Origin of the sequence: uncultured Campylobacter sp. (assembly GCF_937959485.1) — a bacterium.
Taxonomy (GTDB): Bacteria; Campylobacterota; Campylobacteria; order Campylobacterales; family Campylobacteraceae; genus Campylobacter_B.
This window is the reverse complement of the sequence record NZ_CALGPY010000003.1, coordinates 45589-64045: the sequence shown is the minus strand read 5'-3', so window position 1 is coordinate 64045 and position 18457 is coordinate 45589. Positions and strand designations below refer to the sequence as shown.

Below are 18457 nucleotides of genomic sequence, written 5' to 3'. Positions count from 1 at the left end.
GAGGCTGCGCCCGAACCTACGCGAGGCGACGGGCCCGAAAATATATCTCATTTTTACTCCGATATTTGATTTGCGGGGTTTGCTTGCGCGCAGAATTTTGCTTTGAATTGCGCTTTGCGGAATTTAATTTGCAAAATTTTAATTTGAAATTCTGCCTCGTGAAATTTTACTGAAATTTGCTTTTAGAAATTTAACTAGAAAATCCTGCTTTTAAATTTTACGTAGCAAGTTTATACCGATCTTAAGCCTCGCGCCAATAACGCTTTGTATCGAGCTTTTAAAATTCTACGTAGCAAATTTATGCCTTGAAATTTAACTTCCGTGCGCTGAAATTTGGCGCCGCTTTTATGTGAAATTTCATTTCTGCGCGCCGCCCCGCTACGGTCAAATTTTAAACTTAGAGTTTTGAATTTATCCTTAAATTTAGGGCGCTGTGCGAAATTCATATAAAAATCCGCCTTATGTGCGGACGAGTGAGCTTTGAAATTCCAAAATCCCTAGAATTTCGCTAAAATTACGGGCAAATTCAAAGAGGGGCGAAATTTTGACTATTTATGATTTAGAGCGCCTGCGACTGGACGCGAAAAAGCACGTGGAGCAGCTAAAGTTTATCGTCGCCGTAAGCACGATCGTCTTGTTTGCGGTGTTCGGCGCTATCGCGTATTTTGCAGATAGGCAGGGCGCGCAGAGCTTTAGCGCGACGATGCTCGTGCTGCTGGCGGTCGCCTCGCTCGCCGTAAGCCTTAAAGAGGTGCACTTAAGTGGCTGGCAAAAGGATCTCATCGGCACGGAAAATATCTTAAAGTTCGGCGCGGTCGCGATCTCGTTTTTGATATTTAAATACTCCGCGGCCTTGCCGCAGGCGTTGATAAGCTTAGCCGCGCTTGCGCTCGCGGTGTGGCTAGCGGCGCGGCTTTACGCGCTCGGCGTAAGAAGCGTGCAAGATATCTTTACCGGGCGGTATCGCCAAAGCTATAAGCAGCACTATCTGGCGCCTTTCGTGCGCGAGCTCGGCTACGAATACGTCTCCTACGGCAGCGTGCCGTTTTGGCGCGTGGTGCAGAGCGATCTGTTCGAGTTTATCGAAAATCTGCGCGGCAACGACCGCGTGGGCGGCGCGTGGCAGGGGGTGAGCTTCGAGTTTAGCGACGTGAGTTTTTTTCATCAAAATTTGCAGCACGAGCTCGTGGGGGCGTTTTTCGTAGCGGAATTTAACAAGCGTATCATTGCACCCGTTTTCATCTATCCGCGCGAGATGCAAAATAAGCAGCACGTAGGTCTAAAGCCCGTTGCGATGGATAACGTGGAATTTGCCGCGCGCTACAAGGTGCTTAGCGACGAGCCGCAAAACGCGATGTATGTGCTAACGCCCGCATTTATGGAGCGATTTTTGGCGGTGGGCGACGCGATGGGAGCGCAGATCTGGGCGAGTATCAGAGAGCGGCGGATCCATATTTTCGTGCACACCGGGCGCGATAATTTCGAGCCTAGCGTATATGAAAGCGTGCTGCGCCGCGACCCCGCAGGCGAGATAAAGAGTGAAATTTTAAACTTTTTGAGTATCGTTAAAATTTTAAAACTGAACGTGAGGATTTGGATTTAATAAAATTTAAGCGGTATTTTTACTAAAAATTTTTAACTCTTAAAAGATAATTCGGCGCGTCTAGGTCTTTATTAAATTTTGATTTCATACGAGGCTATTTTCTAAATATTTATCGCTTAGCTGCTTATCAAATTTTTGCTTTACGTCTAAAACCTGCTCTTTACTCCTAGCTTATATAAAAATTTGCGGCTGGATTTTGTCTAAATTTTTACCCGTTTTTAGCAGAAAATAGGTTTTTAGCTCCTTGTATTCGTTGCTTGTTAAAATCGAGGCGTCGATAATAAAATGCTTATCAAAAATGATCAAACTATCGCCGCTTAGCATATCCAGTCCAAGTCCTAGCCCGTTTATTATCCTAAAAATCAGCAATGGAAGCATGCCGAGTCCAAATGCTATCGGCACTATGAATGGGGCTATCGCATAGCCCTTAAAGTAAAAAACCGTAGACATCAAAACGAAGTAGATCATAACGACGCAAAATCCAAACTTTTTTGTAGCGATCGGTGATTGAAATTCGGAAGGTCCGAAGGTTCGTTTAATATCCACGATATTTGATAGTTCTATCTTAAATAAGATCAAATTTTTCTTCGTAGAAAAATACTCTATGGCGGAATTTTTAAATTTAATATAGCAGCTTCCTAGCTCTTTTGGGCGCCTGGTTAGCTCTCCGGGATGCCTATATGGAGAGAGGTATGAAATAATATCTAAAAGAAATAGAAACGGCAGGTATAGTTTTATCATTTCTATCGCGTTGTCTTTGATGATTATCGGATATTTGTCGTAATCCCTAGACTTGGCCTTTTCTAGCGTAGTGCTGATTTTAAATTTATTCAAATTTAGCTCTTTATAAGTAGAATTTCAAAGCGTTTTATATGTTCCCAAATAGGATGGCAGCGCGCAAGTGCGGCGGATAATCCACTATCCGCCGTAGTACGGCTCGCAAAACCGCGTCACAGCTCAAAATCAAAACCCGTCTTGCAAAAGCAAATCCGCGGCTCGTAAATCCGCGGTCTGCAAAATCCATAGTTCGTAAAATTATGCCGTGCCGTCGGTTCATAAAATCGCAGTTTGAAAACCACGCCGCAAAGCCAGCTCAAAATCACGCCCTGCAAAAACCGCGCCGTGCTGCTAGTCTGCAAAACGCGCCTCTTAAAGCGTAAAAAACCGCGGCGCCCCGCTAACTCGTAAAATTTTGGCTCGCTAAAGTCGCGCTGCGCCGCGGGCTGATAAATCACGGCTCGCATAAACGCAGCACAATACGCGCAAAAATAAAATCCGCGGCTTGCAAAATCAAGCCGCAGCATTCAAAAGCGAGCTTAAGCTTTTGGAATTCTAATCTTCTGCCCCGGATAGATGAGGTTCGCGTCCTTGATAACCTCGCGGTTGGCGTCGAAAATAATCTTGTATTTATTCGCGTCGCCGTAGAATCTCTTCGCGATTTTAGATAGGTTATCGCCCTTCACGATGGTGTAGTAGTTCTCGGCGCTATCCTCTCTAATGCCCTCGATCTGCACGTTTTTAATGCCTGCGGTGTTGCCCGCGATGAGGGCTGCTTTTTCGAGAGTTTCCTTATCTGCGTTGCCGCTGATTTTGACGGTGTCGCCCTGCACCTCGACCTCTAGCCCCTCTACCGGCGTCGAGCTGAGATTGGTGGCGATCTCGTCTTTTACGTGCTTAGCGTCATCGCCTAGACCTAGTAGTTTCTTGCCTGCTTCGGCTACGAATGAAAGTAAACCCATTGTTTTCTCCTTTGGTTAAAGTGGCGAAATTTTATCTTAAATTTACCAACGATCAGCTTAGACGCATATCCTTACGGCTCCGCCCTAGCCCAATGATGCAACCTACTGCGCTCACTCTATGCGCGACGGCAGGTTTTCAGACCATCATCGCCGCGCCCATCGATTCAGATTTGCAGCGTATGAATTATAAGCGTTGCGACTACGCTAAATTTTTCGTCAGTAAATTTCTAGCGATCACGGCGCATACGATGCTAAAAACGACGACCGAATATGAGTTGAGATTTAGCCCGCAAAATCCCGCGCTTAGGGCAAAGGCGCAAAGCGGCGCGTTTAGGTTGATCGCTAAAAAGGCAGCCCCTCCGCAAACGCCTGCCGCACTTAGGCTAATAGGTAGAATTTCGCCGATCGCAAACCCCGCGCATAGCCCTAAAACTGCGCCTAGCGCGAAACTCGGCGTGAGCGTGCCGCCGTATCCGCCGCAGCGAAAGATCATCAAAATGCAAAACGCTTTGCAAAGCAAGATCGCAAGCAAATACGGACTAAAGGATGCGGAGTTGAAAGCAAACTGCGCTGCAGAGCGTCCATTGCCTAAAATTTCTGGTACGTATGCACCGATCACTGCGGTAAGCACGAATGCAAATGGTAGTGTAAGCGCGATCTTGAGGCTTTTTATGCGCAGCTTTTCGCACAAGCGCACCCCATCTTGAAAGTATTTCGCCGCGACCCCCGTGACAAGTCCGATTAGCGCTGCTGCGAGTAAATTCTGTGGGGTAGGGGCGAAGTTCGAAACTGCGTAATAAATTTCTTTTGAAGCTCCGAATTCCGCTGTAGCTGTGGCCACCGCACTTGTGGCAAAAGCGCATAAAATCGCTCGAGTATCGAAGCTTTTAAGCAAAATTTCTAGGCTAAAAAGCGCGCCCGCTAACGGGACGTTATATGCAGCGCCCAGTCCCGCTCCCGCGCCGCATGCGATAAATAGCCGAAGCTCATCTCCGCTGATATTTAAGGCGCGGCAAATTTTAGCCGCAAACAAGCCACCTAGCTCGCGCGGAGCAGCCTCACTGCCTACCGGTGCGCCCATGGCGATGGCTACAAGCTGCAAAACCGAGTGGATTAAATTTTGCCAAAACGGCGGATTTCGCCCATCCATCATCGAAGCTACGTTTAAAAAGGGTTTTAGCCTTATCAGTAGAATTCTAATTAAAGTTACGATTGCACCGGCTGCGAGGACGCTAAGAAAGCGCCTAAGCGCAGTGGTTTGCTCCGTGATAATGTGAAATTCCTCATCATTATGCCCAAAAGCAAAAGTTTCAATTTCGTTGATGCCGAAGTTTAAGAGCCCTGCGCAAAGCCCCATTATAACGCCTATCGCAAGGATCGCTAGAAAGAATTTAGTACTCAAAATATGCCTTTTTGAAACGCATAATTATATAAAATTTTAGCTTTAAAAAATCCTTACCGTGCATATAAAAGCAGCTAAAACGCGAGTAAATTTTAAAACAATGGCTAAGAATTTATATCGTCTCTGCGGGTAAATTTTGCGCAAAATTCTATGAAGCGTAGGCAGAGGCGGAATTTTATTTACGTAATTGCGCGAGTAAAATTTACGTAGATTTTATATCACGCGTAGAAAATTTAATAAAATTTCGCATCGCGCGGGAGGATAAAATTCTATTTGAAATTTCTTGTCGCGAGGACAGGCGAAATTCTACGTAAAATTTAAATCTATCCGAGCGGGTAAAATTTTAAATTGAGTAAGCGAGAAAATTTTGCAGAGGACGCGTGGGATTTCGCGCAGAATTCTAATTTACGAAAGAGGGCAAAATTCCGCGTAGAATTACGATCCGCGTAAGTGAGCGAAATCTCGCGTGCAATTCTAAGCCGCGAGGCTAGGCAAAATTATGCGCGAAATTTTAATTTGCGTGAGTCATAAAATTTTGCGCCCCCTCGCGGACAAATTTGCTTAGGATTTTGCTATTTTTTCCAAATATCGTCGTTTTTACCAGCTGCGGGCGCGCTTAGCTTTTTATCCAGAGCCGAAATTTTATCCGCGAGCTTTTGTGCGCCGCCGAAAATTTCATCTTTTTTCGGAAGCCCGAAGTGAAATTTAAAGCCTACGCTATCTCCGATGCTTGCAAGTAGCGATTTGGGCGCATTTGCGATCGCGTCTTTAAAAATCGCCGCATCGATTCCGAGCTCGGCTAAGTTTTTTAACGCCCGCGCAGAGCCGATAAACATCGCGATCTTGGCGTCGAAAAGATAATCGTTGGCTAGCTTTTGCGCGGCCGCGGCAGATTTTTTATCCACGACGATGAAGCGCGCGCCTGCGCCGTTTGCGAGTAAAATTTCATTTACATCATTCGTAATAACGCTAAATTTTTTCTGCGCCTTTTGCGCGGCGTCGATGAGCCTGTCGTTAAATTTAAAGAGCAGATTGTCGTATTTGAAAACTTCGTCGCCGTTTTTGATGAGATACAGCGGCTCGTAGGGCACGAGCGCGTGGCCTAGGATGATCATTTGCCGCCCCTTAGTTTGGCTTCGCAGGATTTGCAAAGGCGCTTTTTGTCGCGCAGAGTAAGCTCGTCGCTGCTAAAGTACGTCCCGCACTCGTCGCACGCCAAAAGCTCGGTCGTATCATCCTTTTTCTTTACGCGAAATCTAGGCACTATCAAAAAATATATAAGCGCCGCGATAACGGCGACGGCTAGAATTTTTCCCATTATTTCACTCCTTTGATCACTAAAAATTTTCTATTTTTCAAAGCGTTTTCGCCGCTAAAAATTTCGTAGCTCGCGCTCGTAAATTCCTTGCGGAATTCCGCCGCTTCCGACTCTGCGCCCGAGCCTTTGTAGAGCAAAAACGTCGTGTTTTCGTCGTAAAAGCCGCGGCAAATTTCAATTAAGCTTCGCGCGCTCATCAGCGCTCGCGAGCTTATCAGATCGGCGCGCAGCTTTGCGCCGTCTTGCACGCGTTCGGCGTGGATTTTTACGTTAGCTAGCGCAAGACTAACCTTCACGTAGGTTAGAAACGCCGCTTTTTTTTGATTTGGCTCAAACAGATGCCACTCGCATAGCGGCAGCGCAAGCGCTAAAAGAATCCCCGGAAAGCCCGCTCCCGAGCCGATGTCGCACGCGATGCGCGGATAGCGCGGTATGAAATTCGCTCCGCTTAGGCTGTCGCGCACCACCGCGTCCAAATCGTCGTAATTCGTGAGGCTATGCACGCGGTTAAATTTTTGCAGACAGGCTTTAAATTTAGCGACCTGTTCGCCAAAGCTCTCGCCCGGCGCAAGCTTCACAGCAGATGCCCCATCTGCTCTTTTTTGACGCGCAGATAGTTTTCGTTAAATTTATTTGGAGTGATGATTATCGGCACGCGCGCGACTACTTCGACCTTTAGATCGTGCAGCTTTTGCGGGTTGTTCGTAAGCAGATTTATGCGCGAAATTCCAAAATGAGCGAGTATGAAATCCACGATCTCGTAGGTGCGCTCGTCTGCCTTGAAGCCGAGTTGATGGTTTGCTTCGATCGTATCGAGGCCCTGATCTTGCAGGGCGTAGGCGTTGATTTTATTAAAAAGCCCGATATTGCGCCCCTCTTGACGCAGATAGATCACCATGCCGCCGTGCTCTTCGATATATTTTAGGCTCGCTTCGAGCTGTTCGCCGCAGTCGCACTTTAGGCTGCCGATCGCATCGCCGGTGAGGCACTCCGAGTGGATCCGCACGTTTACGACGCCCTCCAAAGGTTGCTTAAATATCACTAGGTGCTCTTTCTCGCCTTGCTTAAACGACTGAACGCGGAAGCTTCCGAAGCGGGAGGGGAGATTTGCGACCTCTGAAATTTTTATATCCATGCTTAAATTTACTCCGATTGTGATATTATAAATCTCACAATTCTAGCTAAAAAAGGAAAAATAATGTTTAAACGATTTAGGAGACTACGAATAAACCCAGCGCTTAGGGATCTGGTGCGACAAACCGATCTGCAAACCCGCTTTCTAATCTATCCGCTTTTTGTGGTGGAAGGAAGCGGCATCAAAAAGGAGATCGCCTCGATGCCGGGCGTATTTCAGATGAGCTTGGATGAAATTTTAAAAGAGTGCGAGACTCTTTTGTCGCTAGGACTAGATAAAATTTTACTTTTCGGAATTCCTTCGCTAAAGGACAGCATCGGCTCGGACGCGCTAAGCGAGGACGGCATCATCGCGACTTCGCTGCGCGCGATAAAGGCTAAATTTCCAAATTTATTAGTAATCACCGATCTGTGCTTTTGCGAATACACCGACCACGGGCACTGCGGCATCATCGATCATGTGCATCAGACGGTGGATAACGACGCGACGCTTGAAATTTCGGCGCAGCAGGCGCTCATCCACGCCAAAGCAGGCGCAGACATGATCGCTCCAAGCGGCATGATGGACGGTATTATCGCAACTCTGCGAGAGACGCTCGATCGTGGCGGATTTGAAAATTTACCGATTATGGCGTATTCGAGCAAGTTCGCCAGCGGCTACTACGGGCCGTTTCGCGACGTGGCGGAGAGCGCGCCAAGTTTTGGCGATCGCAGCAGCTACCAGATGGATCCCGCAAATAGATTTGAGGCGATCAACGAAAGCCTGCAGGACGAGGCGCAGGGAGCGGACATCTTGATGATAAAGCCCGCGCTTGCGTATCTGGATCTAATCAGAGACCTGAGAGAGCGCACGCTGCTGCCGATTTGCGCGTATAACGTAAGCGGCGAATACTCGCTTTTGCAGGCGGGCAAGAAGGCAGGCGTGATCGATTATGAGCGCGTGATGATGGAGACGATGATAGGCATAAGGCGCGCGGGTGCTGATATGATCATCACCTATCACGCCAAAGAGATCGCGGAAATTTTAAACTCGCGCAGATAAAATTTTAAGAATTTTGGAATTTTAAAATTTCACGGCAGCGGCGAGACTTGGTTTTTGAAATTTACTTCGCGGCACGTAGCGTAAATTTAAAATTTTAAAGCCGAATAAAACGCTACGTAAGCGAAAACAGTGTAAAATTTAACCAAAAAGGAGCGATGTGAGGCACTTTCTTACGTTAAACGATTTTAGCAAAGATGAAATTTTGCAAATGCTAAATTTAGCGTTTGAGATTAAAAAAGAGGCAAAGGTGCGAAATTTCAAGCCATATTTAAAAGATCAAAAATTAGCGATGATATTTGAAAAAAGCTCGACCAGGACGCGCGTTAGCTTCGACGTAGGGATGAACGAGCTAGGCGGGCACGCGCTGTTTTTGAGCAGTCGCGACATCCAGCTCGGGCGAGGCGAGCCGATCAAAGACACCGCGCGCGTGATTTCGCGAATGTGCGATCTAATCATGGCGCGCGTAAATCGCCACGAGACGCTAATGCAGCTCGCGGAATTTAGCCGCGTGCCGGTGATAAACGGGCTAAGCGATAAATTTCATCCCGTGCAGCTAATGGCGGATCTCATGACGATCGTGGAGCGCGGTATTGAAACTCCAAAGATAAAAGCCGCGTACGTGGGCGACGGCAACAATATGACGCACTCGTGGCTGATGCTTGCCAGCAAGCTTGGCTTTGAGCTGCGAGTGGCGACGCCCGTGGGCTATGAGGCTGATCCGCAAATACTAGCGCAGGCGCAAGAAAATGCTAAAATTTCAGGCGCCAAAATTTTAATAACGAACGATATAAAAGAAGCCGTAGCGGGCGCAAACGTCGTGACGACTGATACTTGGGTTTCGATGGGGCAAGAAGCCGAAAAGGAGCAAAGAATTCGCGATTTCGCGGGCTTTTGCGTAGATGAAAGCTTAATGGCTCTAGCAGGTAGCGGCGCGATCTTTTTGCACTGCTTGCCGGCGTACCGCGGATACGAGGTGAGCGAGGCCGTGTTTGAAGCGCACGCGGATGAAATTTTTGCAGAGGCGGAAAATCGCCTGCACGCGCAAAAGGGCGTCATGGTCTGGCTGGATCAAAAAAGATAATTTTAGGAGAAAGCATGGAAGAAAAAGAGAAAGCGCTAAAAAAGATCGACAAAGCGAGCGAATTTTTTGGGTTAGATAGCTCGAAAAGGACGGTTTTTGAAATTTCGCAGGGCGAGGACAACGAGAAAAAACTCACTTTAAAAAGCGGCTCGTGGAGCGACGAGGAGCCGTGGTTCGGCATCGACGAAAATAACGAAGTGCATACGATGATCTCGATAAAATCGCTTGCAAATCTCATCGCTGCGACCAAAAACGCGATGCAGGAAAATTTTAACCTCAAGCTTGAGCGCTCGATCTTGCAGCATACGCCGGTAGATTTCGGCGACGCGTGGATCGTGTGTATGGACGAGATCAGAAGGCTAACGGGCGCAGATCCGAGTGCGAAAAGATTAAGCCTAGACGTCGATGCCGTCGTCTCGCGCGTAAAAAGCTTGCATCCGAACCTTTTTATCGACATCGAAGAGCTTATCAAAACCAAGGCGGGCGGCCGTGAATAGCATAGACTTCGACGCTTATGCGAAATTTTCGCGCCCGGGACCGCGCTACACGAGCTATCCGACCGCTTTGGAATTTAGCGAAAGCTTCAACTACGACGGGTATTTGAACGAGCTAAAAAATCAAAAAAGCTCCACGCCGCTGTCGCTTTACTTTCACATGCCGTTTTGCCGCTCCGCCTGTTATTTTTGCGGCTGCAACGTAATCTACACCGGCAAGCGCGACAAGATGGATCGGTATTTGGACTATATCGAGCGCGAGATGCAAATTTTAAGCGGCGTAGTGGACGGTTCGCGGCAAGTCGTGCAGATGCACTTCGGCGGCGGTACGCCTACGTATTTTAGCGCCGAACAGCTCGCGCGCCACATAAAAAATATCAAAAAATATTTTAAAAATTTCAGCCCCGAAGCCGAAATTAGCTGTGAGATCGATCCGCGGTTTTTAAACGCCGAGCAGCTTGACGTGCTTGTTTCAAACGGCTTTAACCGCATCAGCTACGGCGTGCAGGACTTCGACGAGCGCGTGCAAAAGGAGATCCACCGCATCCAGCCTTTCGAGCTTACGAGGGACGTCATAGCTATGGCGCGCGAGAGAGGGATAAAATCGATAAATATGGATCTCATTTACGGTCTTCCGTATCAGAGCCTAGCTAGCTTTAAACGCACGCTGGAGCTTGCGCTTTCGCTTGATCCGGACCGCTTTGCGATCTTTAACTACGCGCACGTGCCGTGGATCAAAAAATCTATGCGTAAATTTGACGAGACGACCCTGCCCGAGCCGAAAGTAAAGCTTGAAATTTTAAAGCTTACACACGATTTTTTAAGCGCGAACGGATATGAGATGATCGGCATGGATCACTACTCAAAGCCCGCCGATGAGCTTCATGCCGCGCTTAAAAACGGCTCGCTGCACCGTAATTTCCAGGGCTATACGACCAAGGGCGGCGCCGATCTGATCGGTATCGGGCTGACTAGCATCGGCGAGGGCGCGCGCCACTACGCGCAAAATTTCAAAGATATGGACGCATATGAAGCCGCGATCGATGCGGGCAGGCTGCCGTATTACAGGGGCGTTTTGCTAAATGAAGAGGATCTGCTGCGCAAAGAGGTGATTATGGGGCTGATGAGTAATTTTTGCGTCGATATAGAGGCGATCGAGGAGAAATTTAAGATAAAATTTTTCGAGCATTTCGGCGCGAGCCTAAAGCAGCTTGAGGCGCTAAAGGATTTCGTACAAGTCTCGCCGCATAGAATTTCCGTAACGCCTACCGGCACGCTTTTGATTCGCAATATCGCGATGTGTTTTGATGAGTATATGGTTAAAAATTTGGGCGAGAAGCGCTTTTCTAAAACTGTTTAAGCGGCGCGGCTATGAGTAGGGCAAAGCTTGGAGCGTTCGATTTTGCGGCACTTAGCGAGCGTTGCGTAAAATGTGGTAAATGCATCCAAGTCTGCACGATTCATGGCATTAACGGCGATGAAGTAACGAGCCCACGCGGATTTGTGGATCTTTTGGGCGCTTACGGCAGAAATGAGCTAAAGCTTGATAAAAACACTAAGAAAATTTTTGAAAGCTGCTTTTTATGCACCAACTGCGTAGATATTTGCGGCGAGTCTTTGCCCATAGATACGGCAATCGAGAATGTTCGCGCGCGCATTGCGGAAAAATTTGGCATCGCGTGGTACAAAAAAGCTGCGTTTTGGCTGCTCGGGCACCGTAAAGCGCTGGATCTAGCAGCAGCGCTTGGATACGTGTTTCTTAGCTGTGGCTTTAAGATGCGAAAAGATACGCAAAGCTCTATGTCGCCTAGATTTGACTTGCCACTACTTAAAAAAGAGCGCTTGTTGCCTGCTCCTGCGAAAAAGAGCTTTATGAACTCGCATGCAGAGCTTATCGACAACGGCGGCGAAAAAACTATCGGAATTTTTATAGGCTGCATGGCAAACTACGCTTACACGGGCGTAGGCGAGGCGGTTTTACATATCGCGCGAGCGCTAAAGCTAAACGTAAATTTGATGAAGGAACAAGCCTGTTGCGGCGCTCCTGCGTATTTTACGGGAGATTTTGCGGCGGTTGAACGCGTGGCAAAATTTAATATAGCATATTTCGAAAAAGTCATGCCTGCTCTTGATGCGATTATCGTGCCCGAGGCTACGTGCTCTGCAATGCTGCGGGTGGATTACGCGCATTTTTTTGAAAATGAGCCGCAATGGAAAGCCCGTGCGCAAAAGCTTGCGAGTAAAATTTTTATGGCGAGCGAATACTTTTATAAATTTACAAACTTAAGTGATCTTTTGATGCGCCGCGGCAAAAGGGCTTTAGCGATTACTTATCACGATCCGTGCCATGCCCGCAAAATGCAGGGTATTTGGAAAGAACCGCGCGGCTTGCTCGCTCAAAACTACGAAATAACCGAGATGGATGAGCCTAATAAATGCTGTGGATTTGGCGGTGTGACGATGCAGGCCGAGCGCTACGAGCTCGCGCGCGCAGTGGGATTAGCTAAGGCGCGTGCAATGGCAGATCTGCCTGTGTGCGTAGTTTCCGCCGAGTGCAGCGCGTGCAGGATGCAGCTAAATAACTCGCTTTCTTTAAGTGGCTCGCAGATGAGGTGCGTAAATCCGCTGGAGCTCATCGCTGAAGCGCTTGTGAGCGAGGAAAATTCCAATGGATAAAATTTAACATTTGTGAAATTCCTGCATTTCGTTAGCTTTTTACTCAATTCACATCCTGGGACAAAATTCCGTGCTTTTGAAATTTTGGTTTTTAAAAATTATGATTAAATTTTATCGTTAGCTTGCAGAGGTTGCGGTCTGTGCTTTTGAGCTTTCGGATATATCAGCCTGAAGTGGCGTGCGGTGTGAGCCCATGGGCTTTGCTGCTGCGGTGGGGTTGATTAATATGATTTTAAATACTAAAATTTTGTGGTTTAGAATTTTGTTGAGCGATTTTGCGCAAAATTTTAAGAAGTTGAATTGTAAGATGGATTTTGGCAGAAATTCTAATTTTATGCGGTATTGTTTGAAATTATATGGAATTTGCGGCTAATGGCTGGAATTTTGATTTATTGATTTGCGCGGATTTACTTGGCGCAGCAGGCTTAAAGCGCGAATTTTGAATTTCATAAAATTTTAAGTTAGTTACCTATGCTTCTTGCACTTCGCGGTTTCGACGTTGCGGCAAAATTTCTTTCAAAAATACCAAAGTATGCATAAAATATACTCACAATTTTTAGCACGAGATATTTGGCAAAAAGGCTAAGCTAGCGAGATCATGGATTTAAATTTAATTTTATTCTTGCTCTTTTGCGTCATCTTCAGAGTCCAGCTTTGCTTCTTCGATCAAGAGCCTGTTGGCTTCGGTAGCCTTTTTTATCTCGTTTAAGTTTTCTTCTATCTTATTTAAGCGCTTTTCAAGGGTATTTAGACGCTTTTCGGAGCGGGAGATAAAATAATAAATCAAATAAATCATAAAAACTATTATGATCCAAGGTACGATTTTCATATAAAATTCCTTAAAATTTAAAATTGCGCGCATTATAGCAGAAATTTTATGAAATTTTAAAATAGGCTGTTTTAGCCTTGACAATTGGGGATTTTTCGGTTATAATTGCCACTTCAATTTCAAAATGCTGGTGTAGCTCAGCTGGTAGAGCTACTGCCTTGTAAGCAGTGGGTCGGCGGTTCGATCCCGTCCACCAGCTCCATTTTTTGTAACAGTGTTTGACCAGATTTCATCAAAGGGTGAGATACTCAAGTGGCCAACGAGGGCAGACTGTAAATCTGCTGGCTTTGCCTTCCGTGGTTCGAATCCACGTCTCACCACCATGAATTTTTGATGCGGGATTAGCTCAGTTGGCTAGAGCATCAGCCTTCCAAGCTGAGGGTCGCGGGTTCGAGCCCCGTTTCCCGCTCCACCATTTAGGTTTACTGGGAGCTGTAAAACTTAACTGCTTTTATATGCTTACATAATCTAAATTTTGGTTGCATTGTTGGGTATTGGTAGCGATTTCTCTTTGCCTGAGTTTAGGCTCATATGGCTCAGAGGTAGAGCACTTCCTTGGTAAGGAAGAGGTCGCGGGTTCAAGTCCCGCTATGAGCTCCATAAAATAGAGTCGCTTAGTTTGTTGTGTAATCCACAAATCAATAACGGAGGATATGATGGCTAAAGAAAAATTTAATCGTAACAAGCCACACGTAAACATTGGTACCATCGGTCACGTTGACCATGGTAAGACTACTTTGACAGCTGCTATTTCTGCTGTTCTTTCCAGGAAGGGTCTAGCCGAGCTAAAGGACTACGACAATATCGATAACGCTCCAGAGGAAAAAGAGCGCGGTATTACTATCGCTACGTCTCACATCGAATATGAGACCGAGAAACGTCACTATGCTCACGTTGACTGCCCTGGTCACGCCGACTACGTAAAAAATATGATTACCGGCGCGGCTCAGATGGACGGAGCTATTTTAGTTGTTTCCGCTGCAGACGGTCCTATGCCTCAAACTCGCGAGCACATCTTGCTTTCTCGCCAAGTAGGCGTTCCATACATCGTAGTTTTCCTAAACAAAACCGATATGGTCGATGATCCGGATCTTTTAGAGCTAGTTGAAGAGGAAGTTAGAGATCTTTTAAAAGAGTATAAATTCCCTGGCGACGAAACCCCAATCATTAAAGGCTCTGCCCTTAAGGCTCTTGAGGAAGCTAAGGCCGGACAAGACGGCGAATGGTCTGCAAAGATTATGGAGCTTATGGACGCGGTTGATAGCTATATTCCAACTCCTGTTCGCGATACTGATAAAGATTTCCTTCTTCCGATCGAAGATATTTTCTCGATTTCCGGTCGCGGTACCGTTGTAACCGGTAGAATCGAAAAAGGTATCGTTAAAGTTGGCGATACTATCGAGATCGTAGGTATTAAACCTACTCAGACTACTACCGTCACTGGCGTTGAGATGTTTAGAAAAGAGATGGATCAAGGTGAAGCCGGCGATAACGTAGGTGTTTTATTGCGCGGTACCAAGAAAGAAGAAGTAGAGCGCGGTATGGTTTTATGTAAACCAAAATCGATCACTCCTCATACTAAATTTGAGGGCGAGGTTTATATCCTAACTAAAGAAGAGGGCGGACGCCATACTCCATTCTTTAATAATTATAGACCGCAGTTTTACGTTCGTACGACAGATGTTACCGGTTCGATTACTCTTCCTGAGGGGACCGAGATGGTAATGCCTGGCGATAACGTTAAAATCACCGTTGAGCTAATCGCTCCGATCGCTCTTGAGCAAGGTACGCGCTTCGCGATTCGCGAAGGCGGTCATACTGTAGGCTCAGGCGTCGTTTCGAAAATCATCGCTTAATTTTTTGCAAGCGGAATTTTAAAATTCCGCTTGCTTTTTTATTCAAGGAAACTAAATGGCAAAGAATTCAAGTAGAGTAAAGGTCGGATTGAAATGCTCCGAAAGTGGCGATATTAACTATACTACTTATAAAAATAGCAAAACTACAACCGAAAAACTAGAACTTAAAAAATATTGTCCTAGATTAAAAAAGCACACGCTTCATAAAGAAGTCAAGTTAAAAGGCTAATTGTTATAGGGCAATAGCTCCAACGGTAGAGCGCCGGATTCCAAATCCGATGGTTGGGGGTTCGAATCCCTCTTGCCCTGCCACGAGGATTGGGTATGGAAAAAGTAAAAGAGTATTATAAACAAGCAAAAGTAGAGTTAGATAAGGTAATTTTCCCGACTAAAGATCAAACTAAAACAGCATATATCTCTGTAGTCGTCGTAGTCGTAGTTATCGCACTGTTTTTAGCGTTAGTGGATCTTATTATGTCCGCTTTGATAACGGCCTAAGCAAGGATCGCAATATGGCAAATAAATGGTATGCGATACAAACTTACGCCGGCAGCGAGATGGCGGTAAAGCGCGCGATAGAAGCGCTAAAGCAAGATGAAGCGCTTGAGGCTAAGATTGGCGAAGTGCTAGTGCCTACCGAAGATGTTATAGAGGTCAAAAATACAAAGCAAACCATTAAAGAGCGTAGTTTATATCCAGGGTATTGTTTTGCAAATTTAGATCTGGATACCACTTTATGGCATAGAATTCAGATGCTGCCTAAGGTCAGTCGCTTTATCGGCGAGGCGAAAAAACCCTCTCCGCTACCGGAAAAAGATATCGAGATAATTCTAGAAAAGATTAATAATCGCGAGGCTCCTAAGCCCAAGATTAATTTTGATGAGGGCGAGACGGTTAGGATCGTCGATGGGCCTTTTGCTAATTTCAATGGCATCGTAGAAGAGTATGATATGATCCATGGCAAGCTTCGCCTCAATGTTTCGATCTTCGGACGAAGCACGCCGATTGAAATTTCATACTCGCAAGTTGAAAAGATTATTTAAATTTTATAAGGAGTAAATTTATGGCTAAGAAAGTTATTGGCGAAATCAAGCTGCAAATAGCGGCCGCAAAAGCAAATCCAAGCCCGCCGGTAGGTCCTGCGCTAGGCCAAAAGGGCGTTAATATTATGGAATTTTGCAAAGCGTTTAACGAGCGAACCAAAGATATGGCGGGCTTCAACATTCCTGTTATCATCACGGTTTATGCCGATAAAAGCTTTACTTTCATCACTAAGCAACCGCCTGCGACGGATTTGATCAAAAAAGCGGCGAAGATAGATAAAGGCTCGGACAATCCTCTTAAAAAGAAGGTAGCGTCCTTAACGAAAGCTCAGGTTTTAGAGATCGTCGAGAAAAAGATCGCCGATCTTAATACCAAAGATAGAGAGCAGGCTGCTAGGATTATAGCCGGTTCGGCTCGCTCTATGGGCATTACGGTCACTGACTAGACCTTTTGACCGCTAAGGTTTAAAAAAGCGGTAGCACTTTAATTGCGGAGAAATATATGCCAAAAAATTCAAAAAGATTTAACGAACTTTTAAAAAAAGTTGACGTAAATAAAATTTATAGTGTAGACGAAGCGGTAAGCACAGTAAAAACTCTAGCTTCTGCTAAATTTGACGAGACGGTGGAGATCGCTCTTAAACTAAACGTAGATCCAAGACATGCCGATCAGATGGTGCGCGGCTCGGTCGTTTTGCCTGCCGGTACGGGTAAGAGCGTTCGAGTAGCCGTGATTGCAAAAGACGCAAAAGCTAGCGAGGCTAGCGAAGCGGGTGCCGATATAGTGGGTGCCGATGATCTGATCGAAGAGATTCAAAAAGGAAATATAAATTTCGACGTTCTTATCGCCACTCCAAATTTAATGGGACTAGTCGGTAAGGTAGGTCGTATTCTTGGTCCAAAAGGCGTTATGCCGAACCCTAAAACCGGTACCGTTACTATGGATGTCGCTCAAGCCGTTAAAAACGCTAAGGGCGGACAGGTAAATTTTCGCGTCGATAAGCAGGGAAATATCCACGCAGGCCTTGGCAAGGCTAGCTTTAGCAAAGAGCAGCTTTTAGACAATCTTACGACGTTTATCAAAACCATAAATAAGCATAAGCCAGCGACTGCGAAGGGTAGATACGTAACTCATGCATCGCTTTCACTTACTATGAGTCCTGCGGTTACGCTGGATAATCAAGAAATAATCGATTTAAAATAAAATTTTAAATTTTTATCTTAGATTGGAGATAGCTCAAGGTTTTTAACTTAATTGATCGAAATTTTAAAATTTCGATCGCTTGGCTTGAAATCACCGATCGGAAAGGAGACCTAATGACGAGAGACGAAAAATCAAAGATAGTAGCGGAGCTTGGCGAGGCTTTCAAAGCTAGCGAAGCTATAGTAATTTCCGATTTTAAAGGCCTTAGCGTTAAGCAGCTTGAAGATCTTAGAAATAGCGCGCGTGAAGCGGGCGTAAAGGTTCGAGTTATCAAAAATACCCTAGCTAATATCGCTTTAAAAAATGCCGAAAAAAACGGACTTAGCTTTAAAGATACCAATATCTTCTTATGGGGCGAGCAGCTTTCTGTATGTAAAGTAGCGGCTAAATTTGAAGAGAAAAATGAAATTTTTAAGCTTAAGACCGCTCATATAGATGGAGAAGTAGCTGGCATAGATAAGGTTAGAGCGCTTTCGAAGATGCCTTCGAGAGACGAGCTTATAGCGATGCTACTTCAAGTATGGAATGCGCCGATTCAAAATTTTACGATCGGCTTAAATGCGCTTAAGCAGAAAAAAGAAGCTAGCGCTTAATTAAAATTTAGGAGAATAAAATGGCAATTTCAAAAGAAGACGTTTTAGAGTATATCTCTAATCTTTCGGTGCTAGAGCTTAGCGAGCTAGTTAAAGAATTCGAGGAAAAATTCGGCGTAAGCGCAGCTCCGGTTATGGTAGCCGGCGGCGCAGGTGTTGGCGGCGCAGGTGCGGCAGCGGCTGAAGAGAAAACGGAATTCGACGTCGTATTGCTTGATGCGGGTGACAAGAAAATCAACGTAATTAAGGTTGTTCGCGCCTTAACGGGTCTTGGTCTAAAAGAAGCCAAAGACGCTACCGAGGCTACTCCGTCCGTTCTTAAAGAGGGACTTAACAAAGAAGACGCCGAGAAGGCTAAAAAAGAGCTTGAAGAAGCAGGTGCTAAAGTCGAACTCAAATAAATCGCGGAATTTTAAAATTTCGCATACAAATGTGTGCCGGTG

23 protein-coding genes and 5 tRNA genes are annotated in these 18457 nt (G+C 45.9%); 19 read left to right on the top strand and 9 right to left on the bottom strand.

Features of this window, described 5'->3' with window-relative positions; all coding sequences use genetic code 11:
• Window positions 1–544 precede the first annotated feature (544 nt).
• Complete coding sequence (locus Q0380_RS00710; RefSeq protein ID WP_298958898.1) at window positions 545–1603, top strand: DUF3137 domain-containing protein; 1059 nt, start codon at window positions 545–547, stop codon at window positions 1601–1603.
• Between the two features lie 171 nt (window positions 1604–1774).
• Here Q0380_RS00710 and Q0380_RS00705 read toward each other — a convergent pair whose 3' ends face one another.
• The 8 genes from Q0380_RS00705 to ribA all read right to left on the bottom strand — a co-directional run bounded on the left by Q0380_RS00705 (window position 1775) and on the right by ribA (window position 7197).
• Window positions 1775–2437 (bottom strand): hypothetical protein, encoded by a 663-nt coding sequence (locus Q0380_RS00705; RefSeq protein ID WP_298958896.1) that lies wholly within the window; start codon window positions 2435–2437, stop codon window positions 1775–1777.
• Window positions 2438–2553: 116 nt separating this feature from the next.
• A complete protein-coding gene (locus Q0380_RS00700) occupies window positions 2554–2742 on the bottom strand; it encodes a hypothetical protein (RefSeq protein ID WP_295153190.1) in 189 nt (62 codons plus the stop codon).
• Between the two features lie 177 nt (window positions 2743–2919).
• Complete coding sequence (gene lysM / locus Q0380_RS00695) at window positions 2920–3342, bottom strand: peptidoglycan-binding protein LysM (RefSeq protein ID WP_295153191.1); 423 nt, start codon at window positions 3340–3342, stop codon at window positions 2920–2922.
• Window positions 3343–3541: 199 nt separating this feature from the next.
• Entirely contained in the window at window positions 3542–4744 is a 1203-nt protein-coding gene (locus Q0380_RS00690) for a chloride channel protein (RefSeq protein ID WP_298958892.1), read from the bottom strand.
• A gap of 572 nt (window positions 4745–5316) precedes the next feature.
• Complete coding sequence (locus tag Q0380_RS00685; protein WP_298958889.1) at window positions 5317–5859, bottom strand: hypothetical protein; 543 nt, start codon at window positions 5857–5859, stop codon at window positions 5317–5319.
• Window positions 5856–6062, bottom strand: coding sequence for a hypothetical protein (locus tag Q0380_RS00680; protein ID WP_298958886.1), 207 nt, complete (start codon window positions 6060–6062; stop codon window positions 5856–5858). The genes Q0380_RS00685 and Q0380_RS00680 overlap by 4 nt, the downstream gene beginning before the upstream one ends.
• Window positions 6062–6640: a 16S rRNA (guanine(527)-N(7))-methyltransferase RsmG gene (rsmG, locus tag Q0380_RS00675; protein ID WP_298958884.1), complete on the bottom strand. Its 579-nt coding sequence runs from the start codon at window positions 6638–6640 to the stop codon at window positions 6062–6064. The genes Q0380_RS00680 and rsmG overlap by 1 nt, the downstream gene beginning before the upstream one ends.
• Window positions 6637–7197, bottom strand: coding sequence for a GTP cyclohydrolase II (ribA, locus tag Q0380_RS00670; protein WP_297905488.1), 561 nt, complete (start codon window positions 7195–7197; stop codon window positions 6637–6639). The genes rsmG and ribA overlap by 4 nt, the downstream gene beginning before the upstream one ends.
• Window positions 7198–7260: 63 nt before the next feature.
• On the opposite strand from ribA, the gene hemB reads away from it, so the two are divergent.
• The 5 genes from hemB (at window position 7261) to Q0380_RS00645 (ending at window position 12489) form a co-directional block, all read left to right on the top strand.
• Entirely contained in the window at window positions 7261–8238 is a 978-nt protein-coding gene (gene hemB / locus Q0380_RS00665) for a porphobilinogen synthase (protein ID WP_298958881.1), read from the top strand.
• A 157-nt stretch (window positions 8239–8395) separates the two neighbouring features.
• Window positions 8396–9319 (top strand): ornithine carbamoyltransferase, encoded by a 924-nt coding sequence (gene argF, locus Q0380_RS00660; RefSeq protein ID WP_298958878.1) that lies wholly within the window; start codon window positions 8396–8398, stop codon window positions 9317–9319.
• 14 nt (window positions 9320–9333) lie between these two features.
• The gene (locus tag Q0380_RS00655; protein ID WP_298958874.1) at window positions 9334–9816 is read left to right on the top strand and encodes a DUF2603 domain-containing protein; all 483 of its coding nucleotides are present in this window, start codon (window positions 9334–9336) and stop codon (window positions 9814–9816) included.
• Window positions 9809–11173 carry an oxygen-independent coproporphyrinogen III oxidase gene (hemN, locus tag Q0380_RS00650; protein WP_298958871.1) on the top strand — a complete coding sequence of 455 codons (1365 nt, stop codon included), beginning with the start codon at window positions 9809–9811 and terminating at the stop codon, window positions 11171–11173. The genes Q0380_RS00655 and hemN overlap by 8 nt, the downstream gene beginning before the upstream one ends.
• Window positions 11174–11184: 11 nt before the next feature.
• Window positions 11185–12489, top strand: a complete 1305-nt coding sequence (locus Q0380_RS00645) for a (Fe-S)-binding protein (RefSeq protein ID WP_298958869.1) — start codon at window positions 11185–11187, stop codon at window positions 12487–12489.
• Between the two features lie 616 nt (window positions 12490–13105).
• Here the strand turns inward: Q0380_RS00645 and Q0380_RS00640 are convergent.
• Entirely contained in the window at window positions 13106–13318 is a 213-nt protein-coding gene (locus Q0380_RS00640) for a hypothetical protein (RefSeq protein ID WP_298958867.1), read from the bottom strand.
• 126 nt (window positions 13319–13444) lie between these two features.
• Between Q0380_RS00640 and Q0380_RS00635 the strand changes: the two genes are divergently transcribed.
• The 13 genes from Q0380_RS00635 (at window position 13445) to rplL (ending at window position 18415) form a co-directional block, all read left to right on the top strand.
• Window positions 13445–13520: transfer RNA gene (locus tag Q0380_RS00635), tRNA-Thr, on the top strand.
• 36 nt (window positions 13521–13556) lie between these two features.
• Window positions 13557–13641 (top strand) — tRNA-Tyr (locus tag Q0380_RS00630).
• 12 nt (window positions 13642–13653) lie between these two features.
• Window positions 13654–13730, top strand: a tRNA-Gly gene (locus tag Q0380_RS00625).
• A gap of 113 nt (window positions 13731–13843) precedes the next feature.
• Window positions 13844–13918: transfer RNA gene (locus Q0380_RS00620), tRNA-Thr, on the top strand.
• 56 nt (window positions 13919–13974) lie between these two features.
• Window positions 13975–15174 (top strand): elongation factor Tu, encoded by a 1200-nt coding sequence (tuf, locus tag Q0380_RS00615; RefSeq protein WP_040304280.1) that lies wholly within the window; start codon window positions 13975–13977, stop codon window positions 15172–15174.
• 55 nt (window positions 15175–15229) lie between these two features.
• Window positions 15230–15403 carry a 50S ribosomal protein L33 gene (gene rpmG, locus Q0380_RS00610; RefSeq protein ID WP_005872634.1) on the top strand — a complete coding sequence of 58 codons (174 nt, stop codon included), beginning with the start codon at window positions 15230–15232 and terminating at the stop codon, window positions 15401–15403.
• A 7-nt stretch (window positions 15404–15410) separates the two neighbouring features.
• A tRNA-Trp gene (locus Q0380_RS00605) sits at window positions 15411–15486 on the top strand.
• Between the two features lie 12 nt (window positions 15487–15498).
• Entirely contained in the window at window positions 15499–15672 is a 174-nt protein-coding gene (secE, locus tag Q0380_RS00600) for a preprotein translocase subunit SecE (protein WP_005872632.1), read from the top strand.
• Between the two features lie 14 nt (window positions 15673–15686).
• Window positions 15687–16217 (top strand): transcription termination/antitermination protein NusG, encoded by a 531-nt coding sequence (gene nusG, locus Q0380_RS00595; protein WP_291939405.1) that lies wholly within the window; start codon window positions 15687–15689, stop codon window positions 16215–16217.
• Between the two features lie 20 nt (window positions 16218–16237).
• Window positions 16238–16663: a 50S ribosomal protein L11 gene (gene rplK / locus Q0380_RS00590; protein WP_297990419.1), complete on the top strand. Its 426-nt coding sequence runs from the start codon at window positions 16238–16240 to the stop codon at window positions 16661–16663.
• A 56-nt stretch (window positions 16664–16719) separates the two neighbouring features.
• Window positions 16720–17421: a 50S ribosomal protein L1 gene (gene rplA, locus Q0380_RS00585; protein ID WP_291939398.1), complete on the top strand. Its 702-nt coding sequence runs from the start codon at window positions 16720–16722 to the stop codon at window positions 17419–17421.
• 113 nt (window positions 17422–17534) lie between these two features.
• Entirely contained in the window at window positions 17535–18014 is a 480-nt protein-coding gene (gene rplJ / locus Q0380_RS00580; protein WP_291939396.1) for a 50S ribosomal protein L10, read from the top strand.
• 20 nt (window positions 18015–18034) lie between these two features.
• Window positions 18035–18415: a 50S ribosomal protein L7/L12 gene (rplL, locus tag Q0380_RS00575; RefSeq protein ID WP_298958862.1), complete on the top strand. Its 381-nt coding sequence runs from the start codon at window positions 18035–18037 to the stop codon at window positions 18413–18415.
• Window positions 18416–18457: the final 42 nt, after the last annotated feature.

Coding starts and splice junctions, on each gene's coding strand:
- lysM (WP_295153191.1), bottom strand. CDS start 3,342: ATGGGTTTACTTTCATTCGTAGCCGAAGCAGGCAAGAAACTACTAGGT.
- Q0380_RS00685 (WP_298958889.1), bottom strand. CDS start 5,859: ATGATCATCCTAGGCCACGCGCTCGTGCCCTACGAGCCGCTGTATCTC.
- Q0380_RS00680 (WP_298958886.1), bottom strand. CDS start 6,062: ATGGGAAAAATTCTAGCCGTCGCCGTTATCGCGGCGCTTATATATTTT.
- ribA (WP_297905488.1), bottom strand. CDS start 7,197: ATGGATATAAAAATTTCAGAGGTCGCAAATCTCCCCTCCCGCTTCGGA.
- hemB (WP_298958881.1), top strand. CDS start 7,261: ATGTTTAAACGATTTAGGAGACTACGAATAAACCCAGCGCTTAGGGAT.
- Q0380_RS00655 (WP_298958874.1), top strand. CDS start 9,334: ATGGAAGAAAAAGAGAAAGCGCTAAAAAAGATCGACAAAGCGAGCGAA.
- Q0380_RS00645 (WP_298958869.1), top strand. CDS start 11,185: ATGAGTAGGGCAAAGCTTGGAGCGTTCGATTTTGCGGCACTTAGCGAG.
- Q0380_RS00640 (WP_298958867.1), bottom strand. CDS start 13,318: ATGAAAATCGTACCTTGGATCATAATAGTTTTTATGATTTATTTGATT.
- tuf (WP_040304280.1), top strand. CDS start 13,975: ATGGCTAAAGAAAAATTTAATCGTAACAAGCCACACGTAAACATTGGT.
- rpmG (WP_005872634.1), top strand. CDS start 15,230: ATGGCAAAGAATTCAAGTAGAGTAAAGGTCGGATTGAAATGCTCCGAA.
- secE (WP_005872632.1), top strand. CDS start 15,499: ATGGAAAAAGTAAAAGAGTATTATAAACAAGCAAAAGTAGAGTTAGAT.
- nusG (WP_291939405.1), top strand. CDS start 15,687: ATGGCAAATAAATGGTATGCGATACAAACTTACGCCGGCAGCGAGATG.
- rplK (WP_297990419.1), top strand. CDS start 16,238: ATGGCTAAGAAAGTTATTGGCGAAATCAAGCTGCAAATAGCGGCCGCA.
- rplA (WP_291939398.1), top strand. CDS start 16,720: ATGCCAAAAAATTCAAAAAGATTTAACGAACTTTTAAAAAAAGTTGAC.
- rplJ (WP_291939396.1), top strand. CDS start 17,535: ATGACGAGAGACGAAAAATCAAAGATAGTAGCGGAGCTTGGCGAGGCT.
- rplL (WP_298958862.1), top strand. CDS start 18,035: ATGGCAATTTCAAAAGAAGACGTTTTAGAGTATATCTCTAATCTTTCG.